This window comes from Sneathiella sp. D3-11, assembly GCF_055809395.1.
In genome coordinates this window covers 1,390,001-1,405,627 of the sequence record NZ_CM147911.1, presented here as the reverse complement: position 1 = coordinate 1,405,627, position 15,627 = coordinate 1,390,001, and the positions used below count along the sequence as shown (strand labels likewise).

The window sequence follows — 15,627 nt, the reverse complement described above, 5'->3', positions numbered from 1 at the left end:
TGTTCCTTCAGCAGCGAGTTGTGACATGAGTAAGGCCAATTTCGGCGCCGAACAAAGAGAAGATAATCAGGCGGATGATTTTCTTTCTGCGCTTGGCGCTAATGTTCGTGCCTTGAGGGCGCAGCGGGGCATGACTCGCAAAATTCTAGCGCGCGATTCCGGTGTGTCGGAGCGCTACCTTGCCAAGTTGGAGACAGGCGAGGGGAATGCGTCCATGCTTGTACTGAGGCAGATTGCCGAGGCCATGGATACGTCTCTTGTTGATCTGGTCTCAGTTGGTGAGGAGTCCAGCTCGGAAATGCGCGAGCTTCACAGGCTTGCAAGACGATTGCCGTCGGAGCAGATTGCAGCTGTCATTGCGGTAGCCCAACAGCATCTGGTCAAATCGGAAGAAGCTGCAAAGGGCCAGCGCATATCTCTGATCGGTCTTCGTGGCGCCGGAAAATCAACCCTTGGCCCGCTTCTAGCAGAAAGACTTGGTTTTCGGTATATCGAGTTAAACAAGGTTGTTGAAAAGGAATTTGGGGCAAGCCTTGACGAAATTTTCGCGCTGGCAGGTCAACCTTCCTTTCGCAGGTGGGAGCGGCGTTGCCTGACGGATATTGTTACCCGGCAGGATAATGTTGTGATCGCGACGGGTGGCAGCATTGTCGTCGATGAGCAGACCCTCTCTCTTCTGTTAAGCAGAACCCACGTCATCTGGCTTCAGGCGCGTCCGGAAGAACATATGGCGAGGGTCGTTGCCCAAGGGGATATGCGCCCCATGGCGAACAGCCGCGAGGCAATGGCCGATCTTAAGCAGATTCTTGCGGCAAGGGAGCCGCTCTACCGACGTGCGGACGCAAGTTGCGATACTGCCGACAAAGAGGTTTCAGAAAGTATTCTCGATCTGGAGCGTGTGACGACGGGCCTTCTGGCGGGTTAATGTACGGCAAATTGCTTGACATGCACTTTAGTGCATGTAGTGTATTATTTTTCCATAGGCAACCTTGGATGGCAACCCCATGATCACCTTTGACAGACATCCCAATGATTACCGCCATTGGCAGCTTTCTGTTGATGATGACATTGCCACCCTGACATTGGCAGTTGATGAGGATGGCGGGCTGGTTCCGGGATATCAGCTTAAGCTCAATTCTTATGACCTTGGAGTGGATATTGAGCTGAACGACGCGTTGCAGAGGATCCGTTTTGAATATCCAACAGTCCGCACCGTTGTCGTTACAAGTGGGCTGGAGAAGATGTTTTGTGCCGGCGCCAATATCTACATGTTGGGCACTTCATCCCATGGCTGGAAAGTGAACTTCTGCAAATTCACGAATGAGACCCGCAATAGCATTGAAGATTCGAGCCGTTTTTCAGGCATAAAGTTTCTGGCTGCCTGTAATGGCACGACTGCTGGCGGGGGATATGAACTGGCGCTAGCCTGTGATGAAATATTCCTGATTGACGACCGCTCCAGCGCAGTGAGCCTGCCGGAAGTGCCACTTCTTGGGGTGCTCCCGGGGACAGGCGGCCTTACTCGCCTCACGGATAAGCGCAAAGTTCGCCATGATCTTGCCGATGTGTTTTGCACCAACCCTGACGGGGTGCGCGGACGGCGAGCGAAAGAATGGCGGCTGGTCGATGAGGTCGTGCCGCGAAATAACTTTGATGAGAAGGTAATGGCGCGCGCGAAGGAATTGGCCACAAATAGTTCTCGTCCGGAGCATGCAGAAGGAATTGAACTGACGGCGCTTGATCGCCGGATAGATGAGGGCGGTTATCATTATCGTTATGTCGATGCCACGCTGGATGCAGAGGCCGGGGCCGCGACAATTACAATCACGTCTCCTGATTCCAAACTGCCGGAAACAGTTACAGATATTCATGCGGCGGGTGCCAGCTGGTGGCCACTTGCTATGGCGCGTGAGCTGGACGACGCTATATTGATGCTGCGCGCGAATAATGAGGAGGTCGGTACCTTCCTTCTTAAAACGCGCGGGCAAATCGACGCCGTATTAAAGACCGATGCCATTCTCTCAGAGAATCAGGACGACTGGTTTGTTCGGGAAGTGATTGGCATGCTACGCCGGACCTTGGCGCGCCTCGATGTGTCCTCCCGCAGTCTCTTCGCTCTCATTGAAGAAGATTCTTGCTTCGCGGGCACTCTTTACGAACTCGCGCTCGCGGCAGATCGTACTTATATGCTGGATATTGCTGAAGAAGACGGCAATCCGCCATATATTGCCTTAAGCGAGATGAATTTCGGCGCTTACGAAGCCGTGAATGGAATTACACGACTCGCCCGACGGTTTTATGAAGATGAAGCGGCCCTCAATATCCTGAAGCAGCAAACCGGTATAGAGATCAATGCGATAGAGGCGGAGGAAAGGGGCCTTGTCACTTTCATTCCCGATGACATTGATTGGGAGGATGAAATCCGGCTGCTGATAGAAGAACGTTCCAGCTTGTCACCTGATGCTCTCACCGGTCTTGAGGCGAACTTGCGCTTCGGCGGAACCGAGACAGCGGCCACGAAGATTTTCGGGCGCCTATCTGCTTGGCAAAACTGGATATTCAATCGACCCAATGCCGTTGGTGAAAAAGGTGCGCTTAAATTATTTGGCAGCGGTACCAAAGCAGAATTTGACAAAAGGAGAGTGTAGGATGGCGATCAATTATCAGGAACTCATCCCGAATAATGTCGATCTTGGCAATGACCGCCGTTTGCAACGGGCACTTGAGCATTGGCAACCGCGTTTCCTCGATTGGTGGCAGACCTTGGGGCCGGAAGGGTTCCAGACGAGTGATGTCTATCTTCGCACGGCAACGTCTGTTGACGCGAAAGGTTGGGCGACGTTCGGTGCAGTGAAGATGCCGGATTATCGTTGGGGTATTTTCCTTGCGGATCGAGAAAAGGATCGGACTATCGGCTTTGGCGACGACTTCGGCAAACCGGTATGGCAACAGGTGCCAGGGGAGTATCGCTCAATCCTTCGCCGTCTGATCGTGACTCAGGGCGATACCGAACCGGCGTCGGTTGAGCAGCAACGCCTTCTCGGTCAGACATGCCCGTCACTCTTTGATTTGCGCAATTTGTTTCAAGTTAATGTGGAGGAGGGGCGGCATCTCTGGGCGATGGTGTATCTACTGCATGCTTATTTTGGTCGCGATGGCCGGGAGGAAGCGGAAGATCTGCTGATGCGCCATTCTGGCAGCGAAGATAATCCACGCATTCTCGGCACCTTTAACGAGCCGATCAGTGAATGGCTTTCCTTCTTTATGTTTACTTACTTCACGGATCGTGACGGGAAATATCAGCTGAAATGCCTGGCCGAATCCTCCTTCGATCCGCTCGCGCGCACCTGTCAGTTCATGCTGACGGAGGAAGCGCATCATATGTATGTTGGTGAAACTGGCATCACTCGGATAATCAAGCGCACCTTAGAGGTCATGACGGAACTCAAGACGGACGACCCGGCAACCTTGCGCAAAGCAGGGGTCATCGATCTGCCGACCCTGCAGCGTTTTGTAAATTTCTGGTTCTCGTCCTGCATGGATTTGTTCGGTGCGGAAGTTTCATCTAATGCGGCGATTAGCTTTGCGAATGGTATCAAGGGGCGCCCTGATGAAAGGGTTTTCAAGGATCATGTGGAGCGGGAAACCTCCTTACAGATAGAAAAGCCTGATGACGCCGGTGGTGTGCAAACGGAAGAGATTACGGTTCGTAGTGCCATTAACGATCAGGTGCGCACGGCTTATATCAAGGACTGCATGGTCGGGATAACGCGTTGGAATCGCCTGATTAAGAAAGCGGGATTTGATTTCGCTATTGAATTGCCGTCAAGCCGGTTTCGCCGAAAAATAGGATTCTGGGCGGATGTGGTTACCGACCCGAAAGGGGACTTTATTTCAGCGGACGAGTTTGACCGTCGTCATGATGAGTTTCTCCCTTCCGAAAATGATCGCGTCTACATTCACAGCCTGATGCAGCAGGTGACCGAGCCCGGCAAGATGGCTGGCTGGATCGCGGCCCCTGATCGTGGCATCAATAACATGCCGGTTGACTATGAATATGTGCATTTGCAGTAAGTGAAATTTTGGTTCTGGGGTTAAATACTACCTTCAGTCTCAACTACCAAAATGCGCGCAGGCGTTCGCGGAACAGCCTTATGCTCATCGCCGGCTTCAGCATGGAAAATATCACCGGGGGATAGCGTCAGAACCTTTTCTTGCCCAGCCTCACGTATATGCATATCGACTTTACCATCCAACAGAACGAATACCTCCGGTCCGTCATTCACATGCCAAATATAGGGTTGATCCGTCCAATGAAGACGAACGGTGGCGTTCGATATCTTCTCAATACCAAGGGCATCCCATGCATTTTTACCTTCAAAATCGGTCGGCTTGATTAGGCGCATTTTGGCTTCCTATCCATAAATTTTTCTTTTGATTAATCCTAACCTACCTTTAACTCATGCATAAACTGGCTGCGTGGATTGCTCCTAAGGTTTTTCCGATGTCAAAAAAGGTCGTGTTGCAATAGTGCTCGGTCGCTCTTTCACGCAATTCCACCATCTTACAAGCTTTGGATAGCTCTGGAACATATTCGTACCCTCAGGTGCCATCAGAAAATAATCGATCATCGGTACCAGATGTGCATCGGCGAGAGAGTAAGAGGTGGCTGCGATATATCCACTATCGCTCGCTAGGTTTTCAAGGATAGCAAGTACAGGGGCACTTTCTTCCAATCCTTCGCTTACAACAGCCTCGTTTGTCGTCTCTCTGAAAGCGCGATTAAAGACCCTCTCGGAAAAGACTTTACGGACGAGCGGCCAGTATCCATAGCTATCGACGATGGAGATGACCTGACGCATTCTGGCGCGTTTCACTACTGTCTCGGGCTGTAAGGATGGCCCTTCAAATGCTTCATCCAGGTACTGAGTTATTGCGCCTGTTTCATAAAGAGTAAAATCACCATGTCGGATGGCCGGCACGCGATTGAAGGGATGGATGTCGATATAATTGGCCGATGCATCTTCGGCGAAGGGGTTAATCTCATGCGTTTCAAGCGCGATTCCCTTTTCCAGCATAACAATCCTGACTATTCGGGAATAAACGCTATACTTAAAACTGAATAGTTCGACATTTTTTTTAGCATTTTGGCGACCTGTTGATAGCGTGCGTTCCATCCGCTCCATCTTGCGTCGACTTGTGTCTGAAACACAAGCGAAGTAACTACTTTTCTCTTGCACTTGCAGGCCGACTCGGCGATAACGCGGCACCTTTTATGGTAAGGCACTCAAGGAGCATTCACGGGAAGAATGCTCAAGGATGAGAAAATGGCAATTTCACCTGCGGCGGCGGAAGAAGATCGTCTCGATTATTTCGTTCATAAGGATGGGTTGACCTTCGCAGGGACTCATCTGATCGTCGATCTTTGGGAAGGGGAGGGCTTCAACGATCCCTTGTTGATCGAAGAAACGCTCCGCCATGCGATTGATGCAGCGGGGGCGACCTTGCTGCATTTTCATATTCATGCGTTTGAGCCCGATGGTCTTTCCGGAGTTGCGGTGCTTGCCGAAAGCCATATCAGCTTTCATAGTTGGCCGGAGCGCGGGTTTATGGCACTCGATATCTTCATGTGTGGCAAGACCGATCCTTACAAGGCTATCCCGATCCTGCGGGAAGCGTTTAAACCCGAAACTGTCCAGCTTAATGAAATCAAGCGGGGGATTGTCAGTTGATGGAACTCTTTGATGAGGGGCTGCATTCGGGTGTCAATCTAGCGCTTAATGTGGAAAAGGTTGTCTATCGCGAGAAGACTGAGCTGCAGGACCTCATGATTTTTGAGAATAGCCAGTTTGGACGCGTTATGTCTCTCGACGGCGCCGTGCAGACAACCGAAAAAGATGAGTTTATCTACCATGAGATGTTCGTTCATGTGCCGGTTCTGGCCCATGGCAAGGTTAGTCGCGCCCTGATTATCGGCGGCGGCGACGGCGGCGCGGCGCGGCAACTCATGAAGCATAGAAATATCGCCGTGACCATGGTGGATATCGACCGGACCGTTGTCGAGCTTAGCAAGAAATACATGCCGTCGATCTCGGGTGGCGCCTTTGACGACCCCCGGCTTGATCTGATCATCGCCGATGGATGCAAGTTTGTGCGAGAGACCGATGAGAAATGGGATGTAATTATTATCGACAGCACTGATCCGCATGGACCCGGGGAAGTCCTCTATACACAGGAATTCTATGCGGACTGCAAGGCCCGTCTTGCGAACGGTGGTATTATAATTACGCAAAACGGCGTGCCTTTCGTTCAGGAAGAAGAACTAAAAACGAGCTATGACCGTCTCGGTAGTTTGTTCAAGGATGTCAGTTTTTATCTCGCCGCGATCCCGAGTTATGTCGGTGGAGTGATGGCCTACGGCTGGGCGACGGATGAGCCGGATCATCGAAAAGTGAGTCTCTCCCGCCTTGTCGCACGCTTTGTCGAGGCCGGGATCACGACGGACTATTATACACCGGAAGTCCATCTTGCGGCTTTTGCTCTCCCGCTTCATATCCAGAAGATACTGACGCGCGAAGATTGAGCAGCTAGCACTCCACGACGTTAACGGCAAGGCCACCTTGCGAGGTTTCCTTATATTTGCTGAGCATATCGACGCCGGTCTGGCGCATCGTCTCGATCACCTCATCAAGAGATACCACATGCGTGCCGTCACCGGACAGCGCGAGGCGGCAGGCATTAATCGCCTTCATCGCGCCCATGGTATTGCGTTCGATGCAGGGGATCTGCACTAATCCGCCGATCGGATCGCAGGTCAAACCAAGATTATGCTCCATGCCGATCTCAGCGGCATTTTCCACCTGTTCGTTCGTGCCTCCCAGAACGGCGGTAAGGGCACCTGCAGCCATGGAACAGGCGACCCCCACTTCCCCCTGACACCCCATTTCTGCGGCGGAGATTGATGCGCGTTTTTTATAGATTGCGCCAATTGCTGCTGCGGTGAGCAGGAAATTGCGCGTCCCCTCCTTTGTGACGCCGGGGCAGAAGCGTTGGTAATATTTAAGTACCGCGGGAATTACCCCGGCCGCACCATTTGTGGGAGCCGTCACCACTCGCCCACCGGCGGCGTTCTCCTCATTGACGGCGAGGGCGTAGAGATTAACCCAGTCAAGAACGGTCAGTGGATCGCGGGAGGCGCGCTCCGGATTTTCCATTAAGTCTTGATACAACGCGTTTGCCCGGCGCTTTACCTTAAGGCCGCCCGGCAGGATACCCTCTCCCTCGCAGCCCCTCTTGATGCAGTTGATCATGGCTTCATTGACATCATCAAGGAAGGCGAAGGTTTCTTCCTCACTTCGCCAACTGCTTTCATTGGCAAGCATCATCTCAGCAATGGTGAGGCCGCTTTCCTTGCCCATATCGAGAAGTTCGTCTGCGGAGGTGAAAGGATAGGGTAGCACAATGTTATGACCCTTCGTTTCTGCCCTGTCCCCTTCGTTGTGAGAGACAACATATCCGCCTCCCACGGAGAAATAGTCCCGGCAGAAAAGCTGCGCACCCTTTGCATCATAGGCATAGAACCGCATGCCGTTAGAATGTTCAGGAAGGAGTTGATCTTTCAGGAAAAGGAGACTTTGGTCCTCAAAAAAGGGAATTATACGATGTCCGTTTAGTGAAATTTCCCCGCTTGTCCGTATTTTGTCGATAAGCGGTTGTACTTTCTCCGGATCAACGGAGGAAGGGCGTTCCCCACTTAGTCCAAGAAGAATAGCAATGTCCGTCGCATGACCGGCGCCAGTGAGAGCAAGCGAGCCATAAAGCTCGACCAGCAGACGATCGGTCGAATCAAGTAAATCCTCTGACGCTAGACGATCGACGAAACGCTTTGCCGCCCGCATGGGCCCCACGGTATGGGAGCTTGATGGGCCAATACCGATTGTATAAAGATCGGTTACGCTGATGTTGATATCCAACTGAGACGTTGGGTTAGGCGGTGCAGTTGGCTTTGATGGTACAACTGGCGTAACGTTGCCAAGGCCGGGTTTGGATGGTTTTGTCATTTACAGGCACCTTTTCTCACTCTGGTGAAAAATTCACCAATGCGTTCAATAGATGCCCCCTCTGTCCGGTTACCTGAAAGATTACGTCGACATATCGCCGACTTACCTCTTCGGTGATGCGTTAGCCATGGCCTCAGCATACTCTCCAGAGCCCTCTTTCCTGACGGTACATGTGCCTGAGAGTTTCCGGGGCGGTTGCTCCTTCGGCGCCGGTAAGTCCGGTCTCTCCCATCAGGATAATCAAGGAATGCCAGCATAGTCCGGCAATTCACATAGACCTTAGAGACCGCGCTTTGGCATTGTCAAGTCCGGGCCTTCCGAAATGGATCAACGGGTGCCGTATTTCAAAACCCAAAGGGGTAGCAATGCCGCGACATCAGCGCTTTTTTCATCGAGTTCCACCGCCGTTGTCATCTCATCTTCATCAATTCGCACGATGCGTCCGCCAAATCGGCACATTTCTGGGGAGCCAACGGGCCCGATAATTCCTTCGACAGTTTGATCAAGTATAACATGGTCTGCGATACCGTTTAGCAGCATTCCGTCAAGAGACCAGTTCTCTGTCGAAAACCGAATGCCCTCAATTTCTACGCTGAGGACCGGGTTTGATACGCGAAAGGCCCCACGTTTTTCGAATCTGTTTGCAACAGATTGTGTGTTCATTTCAGCTTGCAGCACGAATAGTCTCCATAAAAATTTATCTACTCATCGAGTATGCAGCCTTTGTGCCAGTATCAAGGGAAAGGTAAAAAGTCTGTATTTCTTCGCTTTTTCGTTCCTTTGAGAGACGGACAGGAGTGATGCGATATAGGTAAGCGGTCAAATTTTCCCGCTCTGTAGGAAATAATAGCCGGGCATATTGGGTCTGGTTTGATGGAAATTATAAGCAATAAAGAGAATCATGTTTTGTGAATCGGGGTGAGATCACATTGTTTTGAGCCCAAATCTGATCTAATGCCGATATCTCTGAATTTTTTTAATGAGCACCCAAAGGTAATAATATTATGTTTTTCAATGATTTTTCGCAATAATGCTGCAGGTGCGAAATAAAAAAATGAAATTTTGTCAATAATGACAATTTGTCATCTTTGAAAAAGCCTGCTAAGAAAATGCCCAAGCCGGGTAACTGAGCGAAAAGATTCAGGCTTGGCTAAATAATTAAAAGGTCGGGTAACTGGGCGCAAGATCCAGACTTAGCTCAACCATCCATAGCCAAGTAACTGGGCGTAAGATCCAGGCTTGGCTATATTTATCCCAGTATCAGGAGTCATCTCGTAAATGACAATGCCGACCGTTCTGGAAGGGCGTCTTTCTCTCCCAGTTATTGCATCACCAATGTTTATTGTATCCGGGCCTGAACTGGTAATTGCTCAGTGCAAGCAGGGCATCGTCGGATCTTTTCCTGCTCTTAATGCAAGGCCGATTTCTCAGCTTGACGAATGGCTCTTTCAGATCAAGTCAGAACTTGCTGACTATGCGGCGGCGAATCCTGACAAGAAGGTCGCCCCCTTTGCTGTCAATCAGATTGTACATGCGTCAAATACTCGTTTGGAGGAAGATGTTGCACTCTGCGTTAAGCATGAAGTGCCGATTATCATCACGAGCCTTCGGGCCCCGAATGAAATTGTTGAGGCGATACATTCTTACGGCGGAATTATCCTGCATGACGTGACTACCATCCGCCATGCCCAAAAGGCATTGGAAGCAGGCGTCGATGGTTTAATTCTGGTTTGCGCGGGCGCTGGCGGGCATGCGGGGCGGTTAAGTCCGTTCGCGCTTGTCTCCGAAGTGCGGCAGTTCTTTGATGGGCCGATTGCTCTTTCCGGGGCCATTGCGAATGGCCGATCAATCCTTGCAGCCCAGGCAATGGGCGCGGATCTCGCCTATATGGGGAGTGCATTTATCGCTACCAAAGAAGCCAACGCGGTAGACGACTACAAAAATATGATCGTTGAAAGCACAGGCGAGGATATTCTCTATACGAACACCTTTACCGGCGTTCACGGTAACTATTTGCGCCCCAGTGTGGAAAAAGCGGGGCTTGATCCGGAGAATTTGCCGGGTGCCGATAAAAGCCGGATGAATTTCGGCAGCGGTAGTACGGGTAAATCGAAAGCCTGGAAAGACATATGGGGTTCCGGGCAGGGAATTGGCAGCGTAAGCGATGTGCCAAGTGTTGAAGAATATGTTGATCGCTTAAAAGAACAGTATGCCCAGGCCAAGGCTGAAATCAATAATAAGGCCATTTAGACTGAATTTTCCCTCACCCTAACGGGTGGGGGTAATTTCTTCAAATTTCCAGCATATTTAAGATTACAGGGTGATGTCGCCGGATCAGCGCCGAACGGTGATTGGCGCGCTGCTACCGGTTGTTTCCCGGATGATATCCCGGATATTAGATGTGCATTTTGCACATTGTGGTGCTGCTCCCAGTGTTTCATAGACATTTGCGATGCGTTGCGCACCTGAGGCGACGGCGCTTTTAATGTCTCTATCAGTCAATCCATTACAAAGGCAAATATACATTCTTCAACTTGTTTAATATTAAAAATGACAATCATTCCTAATAAATTAAGCGCTGTGCGACTAATTGTCAATGGCAAGGGAAGTTTATAGGGCGGGAATTTGCTACTAAGGGGCTAATTTAGGAAACTTGTGACTGAACGTAGTTTTGAAGTCCCATCTTCTCAATTAGGCCAAGCTGGGTTTCCAGCCAATCAATATGCTCCTCTTCAGATTCAAGGATATCGACCAGCAAATCGCGGGATACGTAGTCCTGCTTGCTTTCGCAATCTTTGATGGCCGCTTTTAAATCGACGTGAGCGACATGCTCCATTTTAAGGTCGCATTCGATGATTTCCCCGACGTCTTCGCCAATCATCAACTTGCCGAGATCCTGCAGGTTTGGAAGACCTTCTAAGAAGAGCACCCGTTTGATGAGCTTGTCTGCATGCTTCATCTCATCGACGGATTCTTCATATTCTTTCTCGCCTAATTCTTTAAGGCCCCAGTCTTCAAGCATGCGAGCATGCAGGAAATATTGATTAATGGCCGTCAATTCATTCTTTAGAATGACGTTAAGATGCTTGATAATTGACGTGTCGCCTTTCATGAATAGCTCCTTGCGTTGCCATGATATGTCCCTTAACTATAGCGCAGCGGCAGTGTTAAACAAATGCCATAACGAACAAGACTTGATAAACAAGTGAGGCGAGGAATGTCCGAAGATCAATTTAACCCAGAAAACCACAAATTTGCCGAAGCAAGCTATTTCGAAGACTTGACCGTCGGCCAAAGGTTCTACATTCCATCGCGGACATTGCGTGATGCAAATTTCTCTGCCTTTCAGGCGGCCTCCGGTGATAATCACCCGATTCATTATGATGTTGAATATTGCAAAACTCAGGGGCATCCGGAGTTGCTGGCACATGGGTTTCAGGTGTTGATACAAACTGCCTCCGGTGCCGGAATATTCCCGCATGTAATTGGTGAATCGCTCGTTGCCTTTATTGACCAGTCATCAAAATTCTTAGGGCCGGTATATTATGGCGATACCGTCTATCCGGAGCTTGTTATCACGGAGCTTAAGGAGCAAAGGTCAACCGGCGTGGTTACAGTGCGCTCAACTATTCACAATCAGCGCAAAGAGCTGGTACTGGAAGGGGAGCAGCGCTATCTGGTACGCCGCCGTCCAAAGGCCTGATCTCAGCTAAACCTTGAAGTTCCGCGTTGACGCGAGAACTGAGCCACAGAGCTTCTCTTCGCCTTTAGAGACAGAATAGATATCCGCCGCACCAACAGAGAGGGTCCGCCCGTTCTGCAGGACGCGACCACGGGCAATTAATTTTTCTCCTCGTGCCGGACCGGTCATCTTTACTGTAAAATCGAGTGTGGCACATGCCCATCCAGCAGGCAGCAGGGACGTGCAGGCGCTGACGGCGGCGATGTCACCGATCGTACCGACGAATGACGCCGGAAAGAGGTCGGGCGGTGTGGATAAAGCTTCCTGAAACGGTGCCTCAATCGCAATCTGCCCCGGTGTTTCCTTCAGTATTTTCACACCGTAGGTTTGCACGAACGGTAGAAGAGGCAAAAAGGCGGAGGGCTTGGCGTAGCCCTCCGTCCGTTCAGGTGTTTCTTGTCCTTTAAGAGGCATAACGCGCCACTATCTGCTTGCCGAGAGAGGACATATGCACCTGATCCGGTCCGTCTGCGAGCCTGACGGTCCGGGCGTAGGCAAAAGCTTCGGCTAGGAAGGTGTCCTGACTGAGACCCATGGCGCCGTGCACCTGAATAGCCCGGTCGATAACCGTTTGCGCCATGGTCGGTGCGATGATTTTGATCATCGCGATCAGGTCGCGTGCTTCCTTATAGGACACCTCGTCCATACGGGCGGCAACCTTCAGGGTAAGCAAGCGCGCCTGCTCAATATCGCAAATTGATTTCGCGATATCTTCACGCACGGAGCCCTGATCACTCAGTTTTTTGCCAAACGCAACACGGCTTTCCGCCCGAACGCACATCAATTCCAAGGCGCGCTGGGCGCAGCCAATTAAACGCATGCAGTGATGGATGCGGCCCGGACCTAGGCGACCCTGTGCAATTGCAAAACCTTCGCCTTCGCCACCAATAATATTTGAGGCGGGCACTCGAACATTTTCGAACAATACCTCGGCATGGCCATGGGGTGCGTCGTCCGATCCAAATACTTTAAGGGGGCGAACAATCGTGACGCCTTTGGTATTTACGGGGACAAGAATCTGTGACTGCTGCTGATGTCGTGGTGCATTTACGTCAGTTTTTCCCATAACAATCATGATTTTACAGCGTGGGTCGGGCGCGCCGGATGTCCACCATTTACGCCCATTGATGACATATTCGTCGCCTTGCCTGTCTATCGTGCACTGGACATTTGTCGCATCTGAAGATGCCACGGCAGGCTCTGTCATAGCGAAGGCTGAGCGAATTTCCCCGTTTAGGAGTGGGACCAGCCACTCATCGCGTTGGGCCTGTGTGCCATAACGAGCAAGCACTTCCATGTTACCAGTATCGGGGGCGCTGCAATTAAAAGCCTCTGACCCGATCATCGACCGGCCCATGATTTCGGATAGTGGTGCGTACTCAAGGTTTTTCAGACCCGCGCCATAATCTTCAAATTCTGCAAGGAAGAGGTTCCACAGCCCTTCTGCTTTCGCCTTCTTCTTCAGTTCCTCCATCACCGGAGGAATAGTCCAGCGATTGGCGGATGACTCAATATAGTCGTGGTATTCTTTCTCCGCGTCATAGACATGCGCATTCATAAAGCCTTCGACACGGCTCGCAAGATCCTCGACTTTGTCGGTAAAGCTAAAATCCATTTCTCTGATCCTTCTTGAGTACGGTAGGTTTCTTGGGCAAGATAGTATTGATAGAGAAATCATTGAAATTTATTTCTATGATAAATTTATATTCACATATGTTATAGTAGAAGGATGAAACTTAGTCATATCGACCTTAATCTCTTCCTGACGTTCGAGGCGATCTATACGCATGGCAACTTGACGCTTGCGGCGCGTCACTTGAATGTAACGCAACCCGCAGTCAGTAACGCGTTGGCGCGCCTGCGCGACCGATTGGAGGATTCGCTTTTTATTCATGCGGGCAAGCGGATGAACCCGACACCGATGGCCCAGAAAATGATTGGACCAGTTCGTCAGGCGCTTCGTCTCTTGCAGTCTGGTATTAGCGCTGAGGAGGAATTTGATCCGCAAACGAGTGATAAGGTGACCCGTCTGGCAATTGGTGACATCGGGGAAACGATTTTGCTGCCCCGGCTCGTTGAAAAGCTGCGCCAACTTGCTCCCCTTATGACAATTCAGGTGGTTAACGTTCCCCGGCGCTCGATTCCACGGCGGCTATCTCTGGGGGAGATTGATTTTGCAGTTGATATTCCGTTGATTGCAAACACCCAACTCATCAATGACAAATTAATGAGCGATCGGCAGGTGTGTGTCGTCGGCCGACATCACCCGCTCGCAGACAAGCCGGAATTGACCCTCGAAGACTATCTGGATTTGACACATATCCTTGTTTCCTCACGTCCACGCGGCGGGGGGCTTGTCGATATCGAGCTGGGGAAAGTCGGGGTTTCCCGACGTATCGCTGTGCGTCTTCAACATTATCAGTCCGCATTTCATATGATTGAACAGACTGATCTTGCGCTAACTGCTCCGCTGCAGCTAACCCGGATGTATAATTGTCAGGTTTTTCCATTACCTTTTGAGGCGCCAAACCTGGAACTGCAGCTCTATTGGCATATTTCCACGGATCAAACAGCGTTAAGCAAATGGCTGCGCGATCAGATTTTCTCTGTCATATAAAAAACAATTCGAGCGCGGGTCATTGCGCCGATCAACAGAATATGGTTAGTCCATCGTTATGACAGAAACTGCAGAGAACGCGCCGACCCTTTACCTCATCCCTACTCCGATAGGAAATCTTGAGGATATCTCGCTGCGTGCCTTGCGTATCCTTCAATCGGTTGATGCGCTGGCGTGCGAGGATACTCGCCATACCCGGAAAATATACGAGCGACATGCGCTCACCAGCCCCCGATTATCTTCGCCTGTCATGCCCATAATGAAGATCGGGCGGTTGGCCGTATTCTCTCGCTTCTTCGGGATGGCAAGTCCGTCGGTCTGACATCTGATGCCGGGGCGCCTGGTGTTAGCGACCCTGGGCAGCGTGCAGCCGCCGCCGTTATTGAGGCGGGATATGAGGTTATCGCCTTGCCGGGCCCAAGCGCTGTCATTACTGCGCTTAACGTTTCCGGACTTCCGGCTCCGGCTTTTTCTTTTCTCGGTTTCCTGCCGCGCCGCCCGGGGCGTCAGCGGAAGTTATTCGGCGCCTTTGCCGAGGCCCCGACTGCCATCGTATTTTTCGAATCTCCCTTTCGGGTTGGTAAGATATTGAAGATTGCCCATGAAGTGTTGGGGGACCGTTCGGCGGCCGTCTGTATAGAGCTCACCAAGAAATTTGAAAATATACACCGTGGCCAATTGGCTGATCTGGCAGAACAGTTCTTCGATCAGAAAATCAAGGGTGAGGTGACAATCGTCATTGCTCCACCGTCGCGGGATGAGAGAGGGAATGATGAAGATGATAGCCCCTTTGCGATGCTGTAAGTGTTTATTTTCTACTGTAATATTTGTGTTTATGAGGTCCTTCTGGTAAATTAGAATTCCCGGAAGTATATTTGTGGCGGTGGCCTTTTCGGCTTCCCAGAAGGAGGATTCCTATGAATGTGGCAGGTATTCTGAAAGTGAAGGGGGGCAATGTTATTACGACTTCGCCCTCTGACAGTATCGCGGCGGTATCAAATATTCTGGGGGAAAAACGCATTGGCGCCGTTCTGGTGGTGGATGGTTCCGGTAAACTGTGCGGTGTGCTGTCCGAGCGGGATATTGTTCGGGGACTCTCAGAAAGCGGTGATGGCTGCCTCAAACTACTGGCAAGCGATCTGATGACATCCGACCTTGTGACGACCAGCCCTTCCGAAACAATTGATAATGTTATGGCGTTGATGACG

The 15,627-nt window shown here is 50.9% G+C and carries 18 protein-coding genes, 1 pseudogene and 2 riboswitches (1 of these 21 running past the window's edge); of the genes and pseudogenes, 11 read left to right on the top strand and 8 right to left on the bottom strand.

From position 1 onward, the window contains the following. The first annotated feature begins 25 nt into the window (after positions 1-25). From AC0L73_RS07255 to boxB, 3 genes are all read left to right on the top strand, one after another. Positions 26-925: a helix-turn-helix transcriptional regulator gene (locus AC0L73_RS07255; RefSeq protein WP_227952875.1), complete on the top strand. Its 900-nt coding sequence runs from the start codon at positions 26-28 to the stop codon at positions 923-925. Between the two features lie 79 nt (positions 926-1,004). Then, positions 1,005-2,648, top strand: coding sequence for a 2,3-epoxybenzoyl-CoA dihydrolase (boxC, locus tag AC0L73_RS07250; protein ID WP_227952877.1), 1,644 nt, complete (start codon positions 1,005-1,007; stop codon positions 2,646-2,648). Position 2,649: 1 nt separating this feature from the next. After that, positions 2,650-4,074, top strand: coding sequence for a benzoyl-CoA 2,3-epoxidase subunit BoxB (boxB, locus tag AC0L73_RS07245; protein ID WP_227952879.1), 1,425 nt, complete (start codon positions 2,650-2,652; stop codon positions 4,072-4,074). Positions 4,075-4,094: 20 nt separating this feature from the next. Here the strand turns inward: boxB and AC0L73_RS07240 are convergent, their stop codons facing one another. Continuing rightward, the gene (locus AC0L73_RS07240) at positions 4,095-4,406 is read right to left on the bottom strand and encodes a cupin domain-containing protein (protein ID WP_227952881.1); all 312 of its coding nucleotides are present in this window, start codon (positions 4,404-4,406) and stop codon (positions 4,095-4,097) included. 84 nt (positions 4,407-4,490) lie between these two features. Then, complete coding sequence (locus AC0L73_RS07235) at positions 4,491-5,177, bottom strand: glutathione S-transferase family protein (protein ID WP_473655220.1); 687 nt, start codon at positions 5,175-5,177, stop codon at positions 4,491-4,493. 150 nt (positions 5,178-5,327) lie between these two features. Between AC0L73_RS07235 and speD the strand changes: the two genes are divergently transcribed. Then, a complete protein-coding gene (gene speD / locus AC0L73_RS07230) occupies positions 5,328-5,732 on the top strand; it encodes an adenosylmethionine decarboxylase (protein WP_227952885.1) in 405 nt (134 codons plus the stop codon). Beyond that, the gene (gene speE, locus AC0L73_RS07225; RefSeq protein WP_473655219.1) at positions 5,732-6,583 is read left to right on the top strand and encodes a polyamine aminopropyltransferase; all 852 of its coding nucleotides are present in this window, start codon (positions 5,732-5,734) and stop codon (positions 6,581-6,583) included. The genes speD and speE overlap by 1 nt, the downstream gene beginning before the upstream one ends. Before the next feature lie 4 nt (positions 6,584-6,587). Here speE and AC0L73_RS07220 read toward each other — a convergent pair whose 3' ends face one another. Both AC0L73_RS07220 and AC0L73_RS07215 read right to left on the bottom strand, forming a co-directional pair. Beyond that, positions 6,588-7,967 carry an L-serine ammonia-lyase gene (locus AC0L73_RS07220; protein ID WP_415776557.1) on the bottom strand — a complete coding sequence of 460 codons (1,380 nt, stop codon included), beginning with the start codon at positions 7,965-7,967 and terminating at the stop codon, positions 6,588-6,590. Positions 7,968-8,119: 152 nt separating this feature from the next. Then, a riboswitch (glycine riboswitch) is annotated at positions 8,120-8,211 on the bottom strand. Positions 8,212-8,214: 3 nt separating this feature from the next. After that, positions 8,215-8,301: riboswitch (glycine riboswitch) on the bottom strand. 86 nt (positions 8,302-8,387) lie between these two features. Beyond that, positions 8,388-8,738: a hypothetical protein gene (locus tag AC0L73_RS07215; RefSeq protein WP_227952891.1), complete on the bottom strand. Its 351-nt coding sequence runs from the start codon at positions 8,736-8,738 to the stop codon at positions 8,388-8,390. Between the two features lie 600 nt (positions 8,739-9,338). Here AC0L73_RS07215 and AC0L73_RS07210 point away from each other — a divergent pair. Continuing rightward, a complete protein-coding gene (locus AC0L73_RS07210; protein WP_227952893.1) occupies positions 9,339-10,310 on the top strand; it encodes an NAD(P)H-dependent flavin oxidoreductase in 972 nt (323 codons plus the stop codon). Between the two features lie 84 nt (positions 10,311-10,394). Here the strand turns inward: AC0L73_RS07210 and AC0L73_RS07205 are convergent, their stop codons facing one another. Next, positions 10,395-10,586 (bottom strand): (2Fe-2S)-binding protein, encoded by a 192-nt coding sequence (locus AC0L73_RS07205; RefSeq protein WP_227952895.1) that lies wholly within the window; start codon positions 10,584-10,586, stop codon positions 10,395-10,397. 118 nt (positions 10,587-10,704) lie between these two features. Continuing rightward, complete coding sequence (gene bfr / locus AC0L73_RS07200; protein ID WP_227952897.1) at positions 10,705-11,172, bottom strand: bacterioferritin; 468 nt, start codon at positions 11,170-11,172, stop codon at positions 10,705-10,707. Between the two features lie 105 nt (positions 11,173-11,277). Between bfr and AC0L73_RS07195 the strand changes: the two genes are divergently transcribed. Continuing rightward, positions 11,278-11,763, top strand: coding sequence for a MaoC family dehydratase (locus tag AC0L73_RS07195; protein ID WP_227952899.1), 486 nt, complete (start codon positions 11,278-11,280; stop codon positions 11,761-11,763). A gap of 6 nt (positions 11,764-11,769) precedes the next feature. On the opposite strand, the gene AC0L73_RS07190 is transcribed toward AC0L73_RS07195, so the two are convergent. Further along, positions 11,770-12,216, bottom strand: a complete 447-nt coding sequence (locus tag AC0L73_RS07190) for a PaaI family thioesterase (protein ID WP_473655218.1) — start codon at positions 12,214-12,216, stop codon at positions 11,770-11,772. Further along, positions 12,206-13,417, bottom strand: coding sequence for an acyl-CoA dehydrogenase family protein (locus tag AC0L73_RS07185; RefSeq protein WP_473655217.1), 1,212 nt, complete (start codon positions 13,415-13,417; stop codon positions 12,206-12,208). The genes AC0L73_RS07190 and AC0L73_RS07185 overlap by 11 nt, the downstream gene beginning before the upstream one ends. Before the next feature lie 114 nt (positions 13,418-13,531). Between AC0L73_RS07185 and AC0L73_RS07180 the strand changes: the two genes are divergently transcribed. From AC0L73_RS07180 to AC0L73_RS07165, 4 genes and pseudogenes are all read left to right on the top strand, one after another. Next, entirely contained in the window at positions 13,532-14,419 is an 888-nt protein-coding gene (locus AC0L73_RS07180; protein WP_227952905.1) for a LysR family transcriptional regulator, read from the top strand. Between the two features lie 58 nt (positions 14,420-14,477). Continuing rightward, positions 14,478-14,579 (top strand): annotated as a pseudogene (locus AC0L73_RS07175) (16S rRNA (cytidine(1402)-2'-O)-methyltransferase); the annotation flags it as partial. Positions 14,580-14,593: 14 nt separating this feature from the next. Next, positions 14,594-15,223 (top strand): 16S rRNA (cytidine(1402)-2'-O)-methyltransferase, encoded by a 630-nt coding sequence (rsmI, locus tag AC0L73_RS07170; protein ID WP_473655216.1) that lies wholly within the window; start codon positions 14,594-14,596, stop codon positions 15,221-15,223. A 113-nt stretch (positions 15,224-15,336) separates the two neighbouring features. After that, positions 15,337-15,627 carry the 5' portion of a CBS domain-containing protein gene (locus tag AC0L73_RS07165; RefSeq protein ID WP_227952909.1) on the top strand. 141 nt of this gene lie beyond the right edge of the window, so 291 of the gene's 432 nt are visible here — the first part of the coding sequence; its start codon is at positions 15,337-15,339; its stop codon lies off the right edge, out of view.